We start from the raw sequence: 17,249 nt of genomic DNA, 5'->3' as shown, positions 1-17,249 counted from the left end.
AATAAGGGCCAGTGCCCCCGGCAAAGTTAGACGCTGTTGACCGCGATGCTGCGCGAGAAGCCGTGAAAGATGTCGAGGAAAAAGTGCCGCTGCCCGCACACAGGCCGGGCCGCTAAGTCGACGCCAGACTCGATTCATGGTTCAGCCCTGTTAACGTTATTCTTGCCGCTTGTCCCTGCCCTGTCGGCGGTAAGTTTATCCCAACAGGGGAGCAATTGCCCTGAGCACCCGCTCCCCCTGCCCGGATTGCGCATGCATGCGCAGTGCCCGCCCCTGTTGCGGCACCGACAGTGCCACCACCAGGTCCGCGGGCGGCAGTACACCCTCACCCCGCTCCGGCCATTCCACCAGGCTCAGGCTATCGGGCGCAAAATAGTCGCGCACCCCCATAAACTCCAGCTCCTCGGCGTCGCCCAGGCGGTAGAGGTCGAAGTGGTACACCCGCTGCGGCCCCTGCTCATAGGGCTCCACCAGCGTATAGGTGGGGCTTTTGACTGCGCCGCGATGGCCGAAGGCCCGCAGCACGCCCCGACAGAATGTCGTCTTGCCCGCGCCCAGCTGGCCGTGCAGGTGCACAGTCATGCCGGCCGGCATCCCCACTGCCAGGCAGGCGCGACCCAGCGCCTCCCCCGCTGCCACAGTGGACTCTTCGTCAGCCAGCTGCCGGTTCAGTTCCATCAGTCCACCAGTTTTCTTATCCAGGGCAGCAGGTCGGTGGCCAGCAGGCCGCGCTGGCCATCTGTGGCTGCGCGGTTACCCGCCTCACCATGGAGCCACACTGCCAGCTGCGCTGCCTTCGGCAGCGGCATGTGCTGCCCAACCAGCGCAGCGACGATCCCGGTAAGCAGGTCGCCCATGCCCCCGGAGGCCATGCCCGGGTTGCCGCTGTTGACCAGGTCCACCCCGCCCTCGTGGGCAATCAGGGTTCCCACTCCCTTGAGTATCACCACACCGCTGAACTTCTCCTGAATCGCCTGCGCGGCACCGCGCGGGTCAGCCAGCACCTCGGAAGTCTCCCAGCCCAGCAGCCTTGCCGCCTCACCCACATGGGGCGTAAGAATCCAGTCGTCGCGCCGGTGCCCCGCCAGCACGCGTCCACCGGCGAGGATATTGAGGGCATCCGCATCCAGCACCACCGGCACCTGTGCGCGGGCAGCGCGCGCCAGCAGCTGTTCGCCCCAGGGGTCGCGACCCAGCCCCGGGCCCACCGCTATCACGCTGGGAGCATCCAGCAGCGGCTCGAGCTCCTGCCCGGAAATCACCGGGCGCGCCATCACCTCAGGGCATCGCGTCAGCGCCGCCGGCAGGTGCTCGGGCCGGGTGGCGAGGGAAACCAGGCCGGCGCCGGTGCGCGCTGCAGATTCCGCCGCCATCATCGCCGCGCCACCGAAGCCGCGATCACCCCCAACCACCAGCACGTGGCCGAACTGGTTCTTGTAAGCATCCGCCGGGCGCTCTGGCAGCCGTGGCACACTGGCGCCGTCGTAACGTTGCGCCAGTAGGGGCATATCCCGATATACCGAATCCGGCGCACCCAGGCCGGCAAACACCACCTCGCCGCTCAGCGCCGCACCGCGGCCGCAGAACAGGCCGAACTTGCGCGCGATAAAGGTTACAGTGATATCTGCCTGGACCGCGGTCCCGGCTGCCCCACTGTCAGACTCCACCCCGGAGGGCATATCCACCGCCAGCACCGGCGCCGGGGACTTGTTGATGCGTTCGATGGCATGGGCCATATGCTCCCGCACCGCACCGGAAAAGCCCGTGCCCAGCAGGGCATCGACAATCACGGTATGTGCGTCGGCGCTGTCCATCTCGGCCAGCGAGGTCACGATATGCACGCCCTCGCGTTCTGCGTAGCGGAAGGCCTCCTGCGCATCGCCGGACAGTTTCTGCGGTTCCACGCATGCATAGACAGTCACCGGGATCTGCTTCTGCGCCGCCAGGGCCGCAATCACGTAACCGTCGCCGCCGTTGTTGCCTCCACCGCAGAACACCTGCACACGCCCCACCTCGGGCCAGCGCGCCTGCAGCTGGGCGAAGGCGGCACGGCCGGCCCGCTTCATCAACGTGATCGACGGGATCTTGAGCGCGGCGATGGTGCGCTGGTCCAGCTCGCGGACCGACTCGGCGCTGTAGAGGGGATGTGGGACTTCCATTGCGCTTCCCTGGGAGGCTCCAGTGTGGTTAATTTTTAATCTGTGGCAGAATAGCCGCCGCCGGGCCTTCCCCGGCCCTGCGGAATACCCGGGAGTATACCTTTCCGGGCGTATAATTTGTCCCCTGTCCCACGATCCCGCCGCCTCCTGAGGCGCGGCCCAACGGAGCCCCATGAGCGACACCGCTGCCACCGACAAACTGCTCTCTGAACTGGCCGCCAGGATCAGGACCTGGGCGCGGGAGCTGGGCTTCCAGCAGGTAGGCATTACCGACTGCGAGCTGGAGAGTCACGGTGAGCGCCTGCAGCAGTGGCTCGACGCCGGCCACCACGGTGATATGGACTGGATGGCGGCCCACGGCGCCAAGCGCTGGCGGCCGGACCTGCTGGAGCCCGGCACCCTGCGCGCCATCAGCGTGCGCCTGGACTACCTGCCACCAGACACCCAACCCGTTCGGGTACTGAAGGACCCGGGCAAGGCTTATGTATCCCGCTATGCCACCGGCCGCGATTACCACAAGCTGATCCGCAAGCGGCTGGCCAGGCTGGCGGCACAGATCGAAGCATTCTGCGCGGACCACGGCCTGGACGCCCGCGGCCGCGCCTTTACCGACAGCGCCCCGGTGATGGAGCGGGCACTGGCGGAAAAGGCCGGGCTGGGCTGGATCGGCAAGAACTGCATGGTACTGAACAGCGGCGCCGGCTCGTGGTTCTTCCTCGGTGAAATCTACACCAACCTGGCCCTGCCGGTGGATCACAGTGAACAGCCAAACCAGTGCGGCGAGTGCACCGCCTGCCTGAAGGTCTGCCCGACGGATGCCTTTGTGGGCCCTTACCAGCTGGATGCGCGGCGCTGCATTTCCTACCTGACCATCGAGAACAAGGGCGCGATTCCCGAGGAATTCCGCGAGCCCATGGGGAACCGGGTGTTCGGCTGTGACGACTGCCAGATCATCTGCCCCTGGAATAAATTCGCCAAACCCACCGCGGAAGCGGATTTCCACCCGCGCCACGGCCTCGACGACGGCGAATTGCTGACCCTGTTTGGCTGGACCGAACAGGAGTTCCTGGATCGCACCGCCGGCTCAGCCATCCGCCGCATCGGCTACGAGCGCTGGCAGCGCAACCTGGCGGTGGCCCTGGGCAACGGCGAGGCAAGCCCGGAAGTGATCGCGGCGCTGGAACAGCGCCTTGCAAGCACCACGCCGCTGGTTGCGGAACATATCCAGTGGGCGCTGGCGCGCCTGCGCAGCGGGCGACGTCGAAAACGCAAAATCAGGCGGGAGCCATAGGAGAAACCCTGCGTTTGTCACCGCTGCCAGCCGGCAACCGGGCGTATACAAGATCCGCCCCTACGGTCCAGCGTTGAAACCGGTCCTCGCCCACCTCTCCGGGGCCCGTCACGCACGTAGGGGCGCACCTTGTGTCCGCCCTTTTGTGCCACCACTCCCGCAGAGCATCAGAGCCGGAAGAAGTTGTCCCGGTAATGGCGCAGCTCGTTGATGGAGTCGCGGATATCGTCCAGCGCCAGGTGGCTGCTTTCCTTCTTGACCCCCTCCAGCACATCCGGGCGCCAGCGCCGGGCCAGCTCCTTGACTGAGCTCACATCCAGGTTGCGATAGTGGAAATAGCTCTCCAGCATGGGCATATAGCGCACCAGGAAGCGGCGGTCCTGGCCGATGGAATTGCCGCACATGGGGGAGGCCCCCTCCGGCACCCACTGGCGCAGGAAGTCGATGGTTTCCCGCTCGGCCTCGCGCTCGGATATAGTGGATTCGCGCACCCGCTTCACCAGCCCGGAACCACCGTGCTGCTCGGTGTTCCACTCGTCCATCGCATTCAGCAAGGCGTCGCTCTGGTGAACGGCCATGGTGGGCCCCTCGGCCAGTATGGTCAGCCGCGAGTCGGTAACGATGGTGGCAATTTCGATGATGCGCTCTTTTTCCGGATCGAGGCCGGTCATTTCCAGGTCGATCCAGATAAGGTTGTTCTGGTCCACTGCGGGTCTCCTCTGCATGGCAGCAAGTTACCGCAACTGCCCCCGGATGCAAACTAAACCGCGAAAACAACGCCGGGCGCTTCGGTCAGGCTATAATCCGCGACGAATCGCCACCGGCACCGATTACGATGAGCAGATGAGCAAACGCAAACTGAACCGGCGCCAGAAGTGGCGCATTGAGAAAATCCAGCAGGAACGCGAGGCGCGTGCCCGCAAACGCGCGGAAGGTGCTGAACACGTCCTCGAAGAAGGCGACCTGGGGCCGGAACAGACCGGACTGGTGATCGCCAACTACGGTACCCAGGTACTGGTGGAGAGCAGCAGCGACCCCGAGCTGCGCCAGCGCTGCCATATGCGCGCCAATATCGACACCCTGGTGACCGGGGACCGGGTGGCCTGGCGGCCAGCCTTCGGTGAGCGCAGCGGTGGCACTGGCGTCGTCGGCGCCCGCCTGGAAAGACAGTCGGAATTACAGCGGCCGGATCGCTATGGTGACCTGAAGACCGTGGCCGCAAACATCGATCGCATCCTGATCGTCATCGCCCCCTATCCCGAGCCCTTCGCCAATGCCATCGATCGCTACCTGGTCGCCGCCGAAACCACCGGGATACACCCGCTGCTGGTTCTCAACAAGATCGACCGGATCGACGACAGCAACCGCGCCGCGCTCGAGGACCTGCTGGCTCCCTACCCCGGGCTGGGATACCCGGTATTGCGGCTGTCCACCAAAACCGGGGAGGGGCTGCCAGGGCTGCTGGAAACCCTGGCACAGGGCACCAGTGTATTCGTGGGGCAGTCCGGCGTGGGCAAGTCATCGCTGGTCAATGCGCTGCTGCCGGAGGCCGGAGCGCGCACCGGGGAGCTGTCACAGGCGACCCAGAAAGGCACCCATACCACCACCGCGGCAGAACTGTTTCACCTGCCCACCGGCGGTGATCTGATAGACTCCCCCGGCATTCGCGAATTCGGCCTGTGGCATATGAGCGAGGCGGACCTGCTCGAGGGCTTCGTCGAGTTCCGGCCATTTATTGGTCACTGTCGTTTCCGGGACTGTCGCCACCAGGGCGAACCGGGCTGCGCCATCAACGAGGCCCTGGCCCGGGGCGAAATCAGCGAACGACGCATGAACAGCTTTATCCACCTGCGCAACAGCCTGCAGGAGGAATGATCGCCGATCCGCCGGTTGCGCCAGCGGAGAGCGGGATCAGCGGGAATCGAATGAAAGGAGACGCACCTTGTCCGCATCACTGCCACTGATCGTCGAACCGGAGCAGCTCGCCGCCCGGCTCGGGAACGAGGACCTGCTGCTGGTAGACCTGAGCTCCCCCCAGAATTATGCCAGCGGCCATATTCCCGGCGCCCTGCACCTGCCCTTCCAGGCCCTGCTGGCGGGAACTCCACCGGCACCGGGCAAACTGCCCACTGTCGAGCGCCTGACCCAGGTGTTCCGCGCCATCGGCCTGCGCCCGGACCTCCACGTGGTGGCCTTTGATGACGAGGGTGGCGGCTGGGCCGGTCGCTTCCTCTGGACCCTGGAGGTTATCGGGCACCGGCAGTACAGCTATCTCAACGGCGGCATGCACGCCTGGCGCGCTGCAGGCCTGCCATTGACGACCGACGAGCCCGAAATTACCCCCAGCGAGATCTCCCTGGCAATCGACCCGGCACCGCTAATGGATACTGACGAGATCCGCCAGCAGCTCGACTCCCCCAGCTTCTGTGTCTGGGATGCGCGCTCACCGCAGGAATACAGCGGCGAGAAAGTGGTGGCGATGCGCGGTGGCCATATTCCCGGCGCCATCAACTGCGAGTGGACCCAGCTGATGGATCCCGGTCGTAACCTGCGCATCCGCGCGGATGCGCGGGAATTCCTGGCGGCGCTGGGCATCGACGACAGTAAAAAAATCGTAACCCACTGCCAGAGCCACCACCGCTCCGGGTTTACCTGGCTGGTGGGCAGGTCCCTGGGCCTGGATATCCGCGCTTACCCAGGATCCTGGAGCGAGTGGGGCAACCTGCCGGACACCCCGGTGGAAACCTAGGCACTCACCCGGCATCGATATATTCCAAGTTTTACCAGTTAGGAGCCTGGCCAGCAGGCATTTGATATGCATCCAAAAGTCTTTACCACACTGCAGTACCTTACCCCGCAACACGCCCTGTCCCGCGCCGCCGGCTGGCTGGCGGAGACCCGCATCAAGGCGATCAAGGACCCGTTTACCCGCTGGTTCGTGGAGAAATACGGCGTCGACATGAGCGAGGCTGCAGAGCCGGACTACACCGCCTACGCATCCTTCAATGATTTCTTCACCCGGGCACTGAAAAACGGTGCACGGCCGGTGGTCGAGGGGGAGAACTCCATTGCCTGCCCGGCCGACGGCACCATCAGCCAGCTCGGTGAAATCCAGAACGGCCGCGTTTTCCAGGCCAAGGGCCACGACTACAGCCTGATGGAGCTGGTGGGCGGGGATGCCCAGTTGGCGGCCCAGTTTACCGGTGGCCACTTCGCCACGGTGTATCTCTCCCCCAGGGACTACCACCGTGTGCATATGCCGGTGGACGGCACCCTGCGCAGCATGACTTACGTCCCCGGGCAGCTGTTTTCCGTGAACGACGTGACTGCCGAGCACGTACCGCGACTGTTTGCCCGTAATGAGCGTGTGGTCTGTGTTTTCGACACGGCGGCCGGGCCCATGGCAATGATCCTGGTGGGGGCCATGATCGTCGCCAGCATCGAGACCGTCTGGGCCGGCCTGGTGGCCCCGCTGAAGCGCCGGGTGCAGACCATCAACTATCGCGACAGCAAACCGGTAGAGCTGGAGAAAGGCGAGGAAATGGGACGTTTCAAACTGGGCTCCACCGTGATCATGCTGTTCGGCGCCGAGCGGGTGAACTGGCTCGAATCCCTGACGGCGGAAACCGAGGTCCGCATGGGCCGGCACTTCGGCGATATTGCCTGATCCACACACCATAGCGGCCCCGGCGCGGGGCCGCTCCCTCCCACGGATGAATTGACTGCAATGCCACAGCTTCCCGCATTCATGCGCGAACGCGCCCACCTGGTATTTTTCGCGCTGCTCGCCGTGGCCGCCTCCGGGTTCGGGCAGACTTTTTTTATCTCGATCTTCGGCGGTGCACTGCGCGAGGAATTCGCCCTCAGTAACGCCTGGTACGGCGCCAGCTACAGTGCCGCCACCCTGGTTTCGGCCCTGGCCCTGCTGGCCTGCGGCAGCCTGGTGGACCGCTGGCCGCTGCGTCGCATCACGGCCCTGATCGTTGTACTACTGGCGGCAGCCTGCCTGGTGATGGCGTTTGCCAATCACGCCCTGATGCTGCTGCCCGGGTTCTTCCTGCTGCGCTTTGCCGGCCAGGGCTTTATGACCCACCTGGGTATGACCACCGCGGGGCGCTATTTCAGCAGCAACCGGGGCAAGGTGATCGCAGTGGCCGCACTGGGCTTTCCACTCGCCGAGGCCTTGCTGCCCACCGGCGGTGCCTGGCTGATCGAGGCATTCGGCTGGCGCAGCGCCTGGATCGCATCAGCACTGTTGCTGCTGGGCCTGGCACTGCCCACCCTGCTGTGGCTCGCCCGCGCCGGCCAGCACAGCCAGGCCGGAGGGGACGGGAACGAGGACGCCGGGGAGGGTTTCAGCCGGGCCCAGGTATTGCGGGACCCGGGCTTCTACCTGCTGCTGCCGGCGATCCTGATGACCCCGGTAGTCGTAACCGCCGTTCTTTTCCACCAGGCCGCAATCGGCGAGGCCCGGGGCTGGTCCCTCACATTACTGGGGACCGCTTTCAGCGGTTATGCGGCGGGCCACCTGCTGATGCTCTTCCTGGCCGGCAGCCTGGTGGATAGGTTCGGTGCGCAGCGCAGCCTGCCGCTGGCCCTAGTGCCCATGGTGGCGGGACTGCTGTTACTGGCCCTGTTCGAGGCTCCCTGGGCACCACTCGCCTACCTGACCCTGTTCGGCATCACCCAGGCGGGCACCGGCACTGCCGCCGGCGCCCTGTGGCCGGAGCGTTACGGCACCCGCCACCTGGGCGCAATTCGATCGGTGTCGCAGGGTGTGATGATCCTGTCGACCGCTGTGTCGCCGTTAGTGGTGGGGATTTTGCTGGATCTGGGAATCAGCGTGGCCACGCTGGCGGGTTCACTGGGAGGCATGGTGGCCGGGTCAATACTGCTAGCGATGCTGGCCGGGCCCATCCCCCGACAGCCGAATACCGCCGGCAACAAGTAAGGCCCGGGCAACAGGAATCTAGCGGGAGAACAGGCGGGTAAATACGGCCGCGATGCCGCCATCCTTGAGCAGGTAGTGATCCCTTATCGCGGCAACATCCACACCGGGGTAACGGCTCGGCTCGAGATCCTGGACGATGGTGATCTTGTCGTTGGGACCCAGCTTGCCGCGCTCTATCAGGCGCTGCTTGCGATCGTCATCCACGGCCAGGTCCAGTAACCGGGGCTTGGGCAGCGCCTGCCCGTCCCGGTCCAGCACCACCATTACCCGCGGGCGAAGGCGATGATGGTATGTCTGCTCCACCACTACCGCCACCTCGCCGGTGGACAGCTCGACCTCAGTGCCGGTGGGGTACAGGCCTATTGCCTGGATAAACTCCACCACCAGCTGTTCCTGGAAGCCGATCCCCCGCAGGTCGTAGAGCTGGGCGACCGCCCGGGATGGTGCCACCGGGAAAGCCTCACTGCGGGGATTGGTGGCCTCATCGTAAAACGTGACGATGCCGCACATGCGTGCCAGTACCGGGATCTTGTCTCCCCGCAGGCCCCTCGGGAAACCACTGCCGTCATGGCGTTCACAGTGGCAATGGACAATATTCACCACCTGCGGATCCAGGCGGGGCTCTGTGGACAGCAATTTGACGCTGTAATCGACAAAGCGGCGATACTCCCGCTCAACCTTGGCATTTCTCCGCCCCGCCCGCAGCACCCTGTCGTCCAGCTGCAGCTTGCCGACATCCTTCAGCAGGCAGGCGAGTCCCAGCTGCACCAGTTCGTGACGCCCCAGGCCAATATGGCGACCGAAGATGACCGCCCAGATGCCGGACCGCATCGAGTGCTTGTAGGTGTATTCGTCTTTTTCCCGCACCCGGGCAAGCCAGGCTGCGGCGTCGGGGCTGCGGAGCACATTGTCCACCAGCTCTTCCACCACGGCAGTTACCTGGGGGATGGGCAGCGGCCCCTGGCTACTGACCTGCACCATCACCTCGTGCAGGCATGCCTCGAGTTGCCGGAGTAGTCTTCGTGCCCTGGGTGCGGCCTTGCGTGCGGCGACCGGCGGCGGATAGGCCTGGTGGGAAACCTGCACGGGCCGGCAGGGTATGAGGGCAGGTACTTTTGCCCGGTTGCGGGATGAAGCGGCCACGGGCTCCCTGTCACCGCCCGCATTCAGGCGTGACAACCGTCGCAAACTGGCGCCTACATCGCCCACCGTCTTGGTGATATCGACATAGACGTAGCGGCAGTATTTCTGCAGCTGGCGAACTTCCTCCAGGTCACGGATGTAGAAGCCCTGCAGCGCAAAGGGTGTATGCGTCCACGGCCGGTCGAGCCGGGATACAAACATGCCGCGCTGTAGCTGCTCCGTATAAACCTTGACCTGCTGGATCGCCACGCTCGTGAGGGTTTCCGTCAAATTTTATTTATTTCACATTATTTAAGTGACGCAGTGCTCACCCGCGCCTGTACCAGTTCGTCTTTATAGCACGAGATTCCACTCTGGTGCACGATCTCGATAGTTACAGTGACAGAAACCGCCAGTTTCCTGCCAGAACAGGAAACTTCCTTCCGCCCCAACGGAAACTTTACTGGTGGTACAGGGGGGACAGCTCGCAGACCGCCTCGATCATGGCCCGTGCATGTTCCGGATCGACTTTCGGTGTAATGCCGTGCCCCAGGTTAAAGATATGCCCGGAACCGTGACCAAATGACTCCAGCACCGCCGCCACCTCGGTGCGGATTTTCTCCGGTGAGGCATACAGTACAGCCGGATCCAGGTTCCCTTGCAGGGCCACACGATCCCCTACCCGCTGGCGCGCGGCGCTGATATCCGTGGTCCAGTCCAGGCCCAGGCCAGTGGCGCCGGTATCAGCCATGGCCTCGAGCCACTGGCCACCGCCCTTGGTGAACAGGATCGCCGGCACGGGGCGCCCGTCCGCCTCCTTGATCAGTCCCTGCAGGATGCGCGCCATATACTGGAGGGAGAACTCCCGATAGGCACCGTGACTCAGGGCACCCCCCCAGGTGTCAAAAATCTGCACAGCCTGGGCGCCGGCGCGGATCTGGGCATTGAGGTAATCAGTAACAGAGTCGGCCAGCACCCCCAGCAGGTGGTGCATCAGCTCGGGCTGGGAGTAAAGCATCTCCTTGCAGCGTGCGAAATCGCGACTGGAACCGCCTTCCACCATATAGGTTGCCAGGGTCCAGGGACTGCCGGAAAAACCGATCAACGGCACCCGGCCGTTCAGCTCGCGACGGATAGTGGTCACGGCATTCATGACATAGTCCAGGTCACGGGCGCTGTTCACCACCTCCAGCGACTCGATTTCGGCCCGCGTGCGGACCGGCTTGCGGAACTTGGGCCCCTCGCCCTCTTCGAAATAGAGCCCCAGCCCCATGGCATCGGGGATGGTGAGGATATCGGAGAACAGGATGGCGGCGTCCAGCGGGTAGCGCTCCAGCGGTTGCAGGGTCACCTCGCAGGCCAGTTCGGTATTGCGGCACAGGTCCATGAAACTGCCCGCCTGGGCCCTCGCAGCCCGGTACTCCGGCAGGTAGCGACCGGCCTGGCGCATCATCCATACGGGGGTGCGATCCACCGGCTGGCGCTGCAGGGCACGGAGGAAACGGTCGTTTTTCAGTTCGGGATAGCTGCTGTCGGACATGGGTGCTTTGGCCGCGGTCGAAAAATGGGCGGCCATTGTACAGAGGACAGCAGGTCTAGGACAGTGGGAGGCAATTGCGCCCCCGGCCGCCAGGAGTACGGCGACCGGGGACCGGATGGCAGGGATCAGACGTCGAGGTAGTCGAGGATGCCCTCGGCAGCCTGGCGCCCCTCCCAGATGGCGGTCACCACCAGGTCGGAGCCGCGCACCATGTCACCACCCGCAAAGACCTTTTCATTGGAGGTCTGGAACTTGAACTCCTGCTCCTCCGGCGCCACCACACCGCCCCAGTCAGCGGTGTCGATCTTGTGCTCGCCGAACCAGTCCGCCGGGCTGGGACGGAAACCGAAGGCCACCAGCACCGTGTCCGCAGGGATGATCTCCTCCGAGCCGGGCACCACCTGCGGGCGGCGGCGGCCGTTTTCATCCGGCTCACCCAGCTCGGTGGTCACCACCTTGACGCCTTCCACCTTGCCATCGCCAACGATCTCGACCGGCTGGCGATTGAACAGGAAGCGTACGCCCTCTTCCTTGGCATTGGCCACCTCCCGGCGGGAGCCGGGCATATTCTCTTCATCCCGGCGGTAAGCACAGGTAACGCTGCGCGCCCGCTGGCGGATGGAAGTGCGGTTACAGTCCATGGCGGTATCACCACCGCCCAGTACCACGACGCGCTTTCCCTCAACAGAGATAAACTCTTCCGGGTTCTTCTCCCAGCCCATGTTGCGGTTTACATTGGCCACCAGGAACGGCAGTGCGTCATGCACACCGGGCAGGTCCTCGCCGGGGAAACCGCCTTTCATGTAGGTGTAGGTGCCCATACCCATGAACACTGCATCGTAGTCATTCAGCAACTGCTCAAAGCTGATGTCCTTGCCGATCTCGGTATTGAGGCAAAACTCGATGCCCATCTCGGTAAAGATCTCGCGCCGGCGCTGCATCACCGACTTCTCCAGCTTGAACTCGGGGATGCCGAAGGTGAGCAGGCCGCCGATTTCCGGGTACTTGTCGAACACCACGGGCTGCACGCCATTGCGCACCAGCACGTCGGCACAGCCCAGACCCGCCGGGCCGGCGCCGATCACGGCAACGCGCTTGTCGGTCTTGACCACATGGCTCAGGTCCGGCCGCCAGCCCAGGGCAAAGGCGGTATCGGTAATGTACTTCTCCGCATTGCCGATGGTAACTGCACCGAAACCATCATTCAGGGTACAGGCACCCTCGCACAGGCGATCCTGGGGGCATACCCGGCCACACACCTCCGGCAGGGTATTGGTCTGGTGGCTCAGCTCGGCCGCTTCCATGATGTTGCCGTCGGAGATCAGACGCAGCCAGTTGGGAATAAAATTGTGTACCGGGCAGCCGGTCTCGCAGTAGGGATTACCGCAATCCAGGCAGCGGTGCGCCTGGTTGGCGACCTGGCGCTCACTGTACGGCTGGTAAATTTCCACAAACTCATTGGTGCGGGTGATGATGTCTTTTTTCGGCGGATCGGTGCGATCCACATCGATAAACTGGAAATCATTGCTCAATCGATCTTTCATATTTTCATCACCCCTTTATTCGCCACGCTTGCGCACATCCGCCAGCAAGCCGGCGAGGCTCGCGGCCTTGGGTTTCACCAGCCAGAAGCGGTGGAGATAATCGTCGAAGTTATCCAGTAACTCCGCGCCCCATTCACTGCCGGTCTCGTTAACATACTCCTCGATCACCTCGCGCAGGTGGCTCTGGTTGGGCTCGAGGGTCTCACTGCTGATCCGGCGCAGCTCGATCAGCTCGTGGTTACACTTGTCGAAGAAGTCGCGTTCCAGGTCCAGCACGTAGGCAAAGCCGCCGGTCATCCCGGCACCGAAGTTGACCCCGGTCTTGCCCAGCACCGCCACCATACCGCCGGTCATATATTCACAGCAGTGGTCACCGGCACCCTCCACCACCGCAAAGGCACCGGAATTGCGCACGGCAAATCGCTCGCCCGCACGGCCGGCGGCGAACAGCTTGCCGCCGGTCGCGCCGTAAAGACAGGTGTTGCCGACGATACTGGTTTTCTGTGACTCGAAGCTGCTGCCCGCCGGTGGACGGATGACCAGCTTGCCACCGGCCATTCCCTTGCCCACATAGTCGTTGGCGTCACCGTCCAGGTACATCTCCAGGCCACCGGCATTCCATACGCCGAACGACTGGCCGGCAACACCCTCCAGGCGCAGTTTCACCGGTGCGTCCACCATGCCCTGGTTGCCGTGGCGCTTCGCGATCTCACCGGACAGGCGCGCACCAATGGAACGATCGCAGTTGGTCACGCGATAGCTGAACTCGCCGCCGGCAAGCTTGTCGATCGCCGGCAGGATTTCGGCAACCATTTGCTCCGCCAGCTCGCCCTTGTCCCAGGGATCGTTCTGCGATACCTGGCAGGTCTGCGGCTTGCTGGCCAGCAACTCGTCGGTATGCAGCAGTGGCGACAGGTCCAGCTTTTTCTGCTTGTCCGTATCCCCATCCAGGGCCTGCAGCAGGTCCACGCGGCCCACCAGCTCATCCATAGTGCGCACACCCAGGCGCGCCATCCACTCGCGCGTCTCCTCGGCAACAAACTTGAAGAAGTTCATCGCCATTTCGACGGTGCCGATATAGTGCTCATCCCGCAGCTGCTGGTTCTGGGTGGCAACACCGGTGGCGCAGTTGTTCAGGTGGCAGATACGCAGGTACTTACATCCCAGCGCCACCATCGGCGCAGTGCCGAAACCGAAACTCTCGGCACCGAGCATTGCCGCCTTGACCACATCCAGGCCGGACTTGAGCCCGCCATCGGTCTGCACCCGCACATTGCCGCGCAGGTCATTGGCCCGCAGGGTCTGGTGGGTTTCCGCCAGGCCCAGCTCCCACGGGGAACCGGCGTAGCGGATCGAGGTAATCGGGCTGGCGGCAGTGCCACCGTCATAACCGGAAATGGTGATCAGGTCCGCATAGGCCTTGGCCACGCCCGCGGCAATGGTGCCGACACCCGGCCGCGATACCAGCTTGACCGAAACCAGCGCATCCGGGTTGACCTGCTTGAGGTCATAGATGAGCTGCGCCAGGTCCTCAATGGAATAAATGTCGTGGTGCGGCGGCGGGGAAATCAGGGTCACCCCGGGCACGGAGTAGCGCAGGCGCGCGATCAGGTCATTGACCTTGCCGCCTGGCAACTGGCCGCCCTCACCGGGCTTGGCGCCCTGGGCCACCTTGATCTGCAAGACTTCGGCATTGACCAGGTAATGGGGGGTGACACCGAAGCGGCCGGAGGCGATCTGCTTGATCTTGGATACCTTGTCGGTGCCGAAGCGCGCCGGGTCCTCACCGCCCTCGCCGCTGTTGGAGCGGCCGCCGAGACGGTTCATCGCCTGCGCCAGCGACTCGTGGGCCTCTGGGGAGAGTGCCCCCAGGGACATGGCGGCGCTGTCGAAACGGCGCAGGATACTCTCCGCCGGCTCCACCTCTTCCAGGGGTACCGGCTGCAGGTCGTCGCGGAAGGCCAGCAGGTCGCGCAGTGTGGCCACCGGGCGCTTGTTCACCAGCTCGGCGTAGTCGCGCCAGGCGGAGTAGTCGCCGGTGCGCACTGCCTGCTGTAGCGACATGACCACATCCGGGTTGAACGCATGGTATTCCTGGCCGTAGACAAACTTGTGCAGCCCGCCCGGGGAAACCGGCTTGCGGGACTTCCACGCGATCTTCGCGCGCGCGGCCATATCCGCCTGCAGGTCAGCGAAGCCCGCCCCCTGGATACGGCTGGCAGCGCCCGGGAAACACAGGTCCACCACCTCGCGGTCCAGGCCCACCAGCTCGAACAGCAGCGCGCCGCGATACGAGGCCACGGTGGAGATGCCCATCTTGGACAGGATCTTCAGCATCCCCTTGATGATGCCATTGCGGTAGTTCTTCTGGGCCTCGGCGGCATCCAGCAGCAGCTCCCCGGTCTCAATCAGGTGATTGATGATGCTGTAGGAGAAGTACGGGTGCACCGCGGTCGCGCCCACGCCCACCAGGCAGGCGAGCTGGTGCGCATCGCGGGCGCTGGCGGTATCCACCACGATATTGGAATCACAGCGCAAGCCGGCATGCACCAGGTGGTGGTGTATGGCACCGGTGGCCAGCAGCGCGTCGATTGGCAGCTTGCCGTCGGCTATTTCGCGATCCGACAGGACCACCAGCACGATGCCGTCATCACGAACCGCCTTTTCCACGTCGGCGCAGAGCTGCTCCACGGCTGATTTCAGGTCGAGCTTGGACGGATCGTAATTCAGGTCGAAGATCCGCGATTCAAAGCCCACCCGGTTGACGTCCAGCAGCGCGGTGTACTTCATGTGCGAAAGTACCGGCGACGAGAGGATCACGCGATTGGCGTGCTCCGGCGTTTCCTCAAACACCGACTTTTCCCGTCCCAGGCAGGTTTCCAGGGACATGACGATGGTTTCCCGCAGCGGATCGATCGGCGGGTTGGTCACCTGGGCAAACTGCTGGCGGAAATAGTCGTAAATCGAGCGGTTGTAGCGCGACAGCACCGCCATGGGCGTGTCGTCCCCCATGGAACCCACTGCCTCCTGGCCGGCTTCGGCCATCGGGCGCACGACAGAGTCACGCTCCTCCAGCGAGGAGCTGAACAGCTTCTGGTAAACCTTGAACTGTTCGTAGGAAAAATTGTTGTCCACCGGTGCAGTCACCAGGGTGGAGCGGATACGGCGCGCCTTGTCCTTCAGCCAGCGCTTGTAGGGCTGGCGCTGCTTGAGCATGTTGTCGATGTCGGCAGTGTGCTGCAGCTTCCCCTCGCGGGTATCCACCGACAGCATCTGGCCCGGGCCCAGGCGGCCCTTCGCGACCACATCCTTCGGGTCGTAGTCGTAGGTGCCGATTTCCGAAGCCACGGTGATGAAATCGTCTTTGGTAATCACCCAGCGCGACGGGCGCAGGCCGTTGCGGTCCAGGGTGCAGACAGCGTAACGCCCATCAGTCATTACCAGGCCAGCGGGGCCATCCCAGGGCTCCATGTGCATGGAGACGTACTCGTAAAAGGCGCGCAGGTCGGAATCCATCCCCTCCACGTTCTGCCATGCCGGCGGCACCAGCATGCGCACCGCATGGTGCAGTTCCATGCCGCCGATGGTCAGCATTTCCAGCATATTGTCGAGACTGGAGGAGTCGGACCCCTCGCGATTCACCAGTGGTGCCAGTTCCGCCAGTTCCGGCAGCAGCTCGCTGGCGAACTTCGGTGTGCGGGCCACAGACCAGTTGCGGTTGCCGGTAATGGTGTTGATCTCGCCGTTGTGCGCCAGCAGGCGGAACGGCTGCGCCAGTGGCCAGCGGGGCATGGTGTTGGTGGAGAAGCGCTGGTGGAACACGCAGATCGCAGTTTCCAGGCGCGGGTCAGCCAGCTCGGGGAAAAAACGTGGCAGGTCGGCGGGAATCATCAGGCCCTTGTAGGACACAACCTGGGCCGACAGGCTGGCGATATAGACCTCATCCAGGCCCTGTTCGGCCAGCTTCTGCTCTGCGCGGCGGCGGGCAACAAACAGGCGGGCATTGAAGCGTGCCTCGCCCATCGGCTTTTCCGCATCGTTGATCAGCAGGTGTTCGAAACGGGGCTGGGATTCCAGGGCAATGGGCCCCAGGCACTCGGGGTTGGTCGGCACCTCTCGCCAGCCGGCCACACGGAACCCCTGGGCCTCCATTTCGCCATCGAGGATATCCCGGGCGGTGCTGGCAGTCGCCTCATCCAGGGGCAACATGATCGCGCCGACAGCGTAACTATCGGTCAGTTCTGCGCCACAGGCACTGCGCGCCTCTGCACGCAGGAAGGCGTCGGGTTTCTGAATCAGCAGGCCGCACCCGTCGCCGGTCTTGCCATCGGCGGCGATACCGCCGCGATGCGTCATGCAGGTCAGGGACTCGATCGCAGTTTCCAGCAGCTTGTGGCTGGCTACGCCCTTCAAATGGGCGATCAGGCCGAAGCCGCAGTTGTCCTTGAACTCGTCCAACCTGTAAAGACCGTTACCCATAGATCTCCTCGCATTATCTTTTGGCCGGGCCCAGACAAAAAAAGCCCTCGTGCGGGGCTTTTTTCTTATTTGGCGCTTTTTCTCGGCCGCTTTTTCCAAAGGGCGCGCAATATTACTTGCGCCCTCCTGAAATTGCAAGAATTGGCAGTCTTATCTTCTGCTC

General features: G+C 63.8%; 12 protein-coding genes. 5 read left to right on the top strand and 7 right to left on the bottom strand.

What is annotated here, in order from left to right; translation table 11 throughout:
- Nucleotides 1-195: 195 nt before the first annotated feature.
- Entirely contained in the window at nt 196-678 is a 483-nt protein-coding gene (tsaE, locus tag LVE68_RS12215; protein WP_232940684.1) for a tRNA (adenosine(37)-N6)-threonylcarbamoyltransferase complex ATPase subunit type 1 TsaE, read from the bottom strand.
- The gene (locus tag LVE68_RS12210; RefSeq protein ID WP_232940683.1) at nt 678-2,159 is read right to left on the bottom strand and encodes an NAD(P)H-hydrate dehydratase; all 1,482 of its coding nucleotides are present in this window, start codon (nt 2,157-2,159) and stop codon (nt 678-680) included. The genes tsaE and LVE68_RS12210 overlap by 1 nt, the downstream gene beginning before the upstream one ends.
- A gap of 172 nt (nt 2,160-2,331) precedes the next feature.
- Here LVE68_RS12210 and queG point away from each other — a divergent pair, with 172 nt between their 5' ends.
- Entirely contained in the window at nt 2,332-3,450 is a 1,119-nt protein-coding gene (queG, locus tag LVE68_RS12205) for a tRNA epoxyqueuosine(34) reductase QueG (protein ID WP_232940682.1), read from the top strand.
- Between the two features lie 167 nt (nt 3,451-3,617).
- On the opposite strand, the gene orn is transcribed toward queG, so the two are convergent.
- Nucleotides 3,618-4,157 carry an oligoribonuclease gene (gene orn / locus LVE68_RS12200; protein WP_232940681.1) on the bottom strand — a complete coding sequence of 180 codons (540 nt, stop codon included), beginning with the start codon at nt 4,155-4,157 and terminating at the stop codon, nt 3,618-3,620.
- A gap of 136 nt (nt 4,158-4,293) precedes the next feature.
- On the opposite strand from orn, the gene rsgA reads away from it, so the two are divergent.
- The 4 genes from rsgA to LVE68_RS12180 all read left to right on the top strand — a co-directional run bounded on the left by rsgA (nt 4,294) and on the right by LVE68_RS12180 (nt 8,401).
- The gene (rsgA, locus tag LVE68_RS12195) at nt 4,294-5,325 is read left to right on the top strand and encodes a small ribosomal subunit biogenesis GTPase RsgA (protein ID WP_232940680.1); all 1,032 of its coding nucleotides are present in this window, start codon (nt 4,294-4,296) and stop codon (nt 5,323-5,325) included.
- A 67-nt stretch (nt 5,326-5,392) separates the two neighbouring features.
- Nucleotides 5,393-6,199 (top strand): sulfurtransferase, encoded by an 807-nt coding sequence (locus LVE68_RS12190; protein WP_232940679.1) that lies wholly within the window; start codon nt 5,393-5,395, stop codon nt 6,197-6,199.
- A gap of 66 nt (nt 6,200-6,265) precedes the next feature.
- Nucleotides 6,266-7,117, top strand: a complete 852-nt coding sequence (gene asd / locus LVE68_RS12185) for an archaetidylserine decarboxylase (protein WP_232940678.1) — start codon at nt 6,266-6,268, stop codon at nt 7,115-7,117.
- Between the two features lie 60 nt (nt 7,118-7,177).
- Nucleotides 7,178-8,401 (top strand): MFS transporter, encoded by a 1,224-nt coding sequence (locus LVE68_RS12180; protein ID WP_232940677.1) that lies wholly within the window; start codon nt 7,178-7,180, stop codon nt 8,399-8,401.
- An 18-nt stretch (nt 8,402-8,419) separates the two neighbouring features.
- Here LVE68_RS12180 and LVE68_RS12175 read toward each other — a convergent pair whose 3' ends face one another.
- The 4 genes from LVE68_RS12175 to gltB form a co-directional block, all read right to left on the bottom strand.
- Nucleotides 8,420-9,793, bottom strand: coding sequence for an HD-GYP domain-containing protein (locus LVE68_RS12175; protein ID WP_232940676.1), 1,374 nt, complete (start codon nt 9,791-9,793; stop codon nt 8,420-8,422).
- Nucleotides 9,794-9,983: 190 nt separating this feature from the next.
- Nucleotides 9,984-11,063 (bottom strand): uroporphyrinogen decarboxylase, encoded by a 1,080-nt coding sequence (hemE, locus tag LVE68_RS12170; protein ID WP_232940675.1) that lies wholly within the window; start codon nt 11,061-11,063, stop codon nt 9,984-9,986.
- A gap of 125 nt (nt 11,064-11,188) precedes the next feature.
- Nucleotides 11,189-12,607 (bottom strand): FAD-dependent oxidoreductase, encoded by a 1,419-nt coding sequence (locus tag LVE68_RS12165; RefSeq protein WP_232940674.1) that lies wholly within the window; start codon nt 12,605-12,607, stop codon nt 11,189-11,191.
- Nucleotides 12,608-12,622: 15 nt separating this feature from the next.
- Nucleotides 12,623-17,086 carry a glutamate synthase large subunit gene (gene gltB, locus LVE68_RS12160; protein WP_232940673.1) on the bottom strand — a complete coding sequence of 1,488 codons (4,464 nt, stop codon included), beginning with the start codon at nt 17,084-17,086 and terminating at the stop codon, nt 12,623-12,625.
- Nucleotides 17,087-17,249 lie beyond the last annotated feature (163 nt).

This window comes from Microbulbifer sp. YPW16 (genome assembly GCF_021290385.1).
GTDB lineage: Bacteria > Pseudomonadota > Gammaproteobacteria > Pseudomonadales > Cellvibrionaceae > Microbulbifer > Microbulbifer zhoushanensis.
Note: the sequence above shows the minus strand (reverse complement) of the source record. Positions and strands in the feature narration are given on the sequence as shown.

Bases quoted from the DNA above. Each gene is read 5' to 3' on its own strand.
- LVE68_RS12165 (WP_232940674.1), bottom strand. From the start codon at position 12,607: ATGAAAGATCGATTGAGCAATGATTTCCAGTTTATCGATGTGGATCGC.
- LVE68_RS12180 (WP_232940677.1), top strand. From the start codon at position 7,178: ATGCCACAGCTTCCCGCATTCATGCGCGAACGCGCCCACCTGGTATTT.
- queG (WP_232940682.1), top strand. From the start codon at position 2,332: ATGAGCGACACCGCTGCCACCGACAAACTGCTCTCTGAACTGGCCGCC.
- LVE68_RS12210 (WP_232940683.1), bottom strand. From the start codon at position 2,159: ATGGAAGTCCCACATCCCCTCTACAGCGCCGAGTCGGTCCGCGAGCTG.
- tsaE (WP_232940684.1), bottom strand. From the start codon at position 678: ATGGAACTGAACCGGCAGCTGGCTGACGAAGAGTCCACTGTGGCAGCG.
- asd (WP_232940678.1), top strand. From the start codon at position 6,266: ATGCATCCAAAAGTCTTTACCACACTGCAGTACCTTACCCCGCAACAC.
- hemE (WP_232940675.1), bottom strand. From the start codon at position 11,063: ATGTCCGACAGCAGCTATCCCGAACTGAAAAACGACCGTTTCCTCCGT.
- gltB (WP_232940673.1), bottom strand. From the start codon at position 17,086: ATGGGTAACGGTCTTTACAGGTTGGACGAGTTCAAGGACAACTGCGGC.
- rsgA (WP_232940680.1), top strand. From the start codon at position 4,294: ATGAGCAAACGCAAACTGAACCGGCGCCAGAAGTGGCGCATTGAGAAA.